The organism is Streptomyces jumonjinensis (assembly GCF_009600885.1).
Taxonomy (GTDB): Bacteria; Actinomycetota; Actinomycetes; order Streptomycetales; family Streptomycetaceae; genus Streptomyces; species Streptomyces jumonjinensis.
Genome location: NZ_VCLA01000167.1, coordinates 87,287 through 87,895, shown reverse-complemented (window position 1 = coordinate 87,895; position 609 = coordinate 87,287). Strand labels below are relative to the sequence as shown.

Below are 609 nucleotides of genomic sequence, written 5' to 3'. Positions count from 1 at the left end.
GGTGGGCGGGGAGATCGCCGCCGGGCCGGCGGATCCGCCGGGGAGGGTGATCGTCCCGGACCAGTTGGCGTACGTCATCTATACGTCGGGTTCGACGGGGCGGCCGAAGGGTGTGGCCGTCGCCCATGGCGGGGTGGCGAACCTCGCGGAGACGATGCGTCCGGTGCTGGGCATGGGCGAGGGCGTGGTGGCGTTGCAGTTCGCGTCGTTCGGGTTCGACGCGGCGGTGCTGGATGTGGCGGTCACCCTTGCGGCGGGTGGGACGCTCGCGATCGCGTCGGCGGACGAGCGCAGGGAGCCGGGGGCGCTGGCGGAGATGATCCGCTCGGCGGGGGTGCGCACGGCCAGCGTGGTGCCGTCGCTACTTGGCGCACTCGACCCGGAGTCGGTGCCGGACGTGGAGAACTGGGTTCTGGGCGCGGAGCGGCTGACCGCGGACCTCGCGAGCCGCTGGGCCTACCGGGCCCGGATGTGGAACACCTACGGCCCCACCGAGGCGACGGTCATCACCACCGCGGGACCCGTGGACGAGGAGATCGGGCCCCGGGACCAGCCTCCGGCCATCGGTCGGCCCCTGGACAACGTACGCACCTACGTCCTCGACGGATA

General features: G+C 72.7%; 1 protein-coding gene. It reads left to right on the top strand.

Going from position 1 to position 609, the window contains the following annotated elements; translation table 11 throughout:
• A partial coding sequence (locus FF041_RS24640; protein WP_153524860.1) for an AMP-binding protein occupies positions 1 to 609 on the top strand: 609 nt, incomplete at both ends.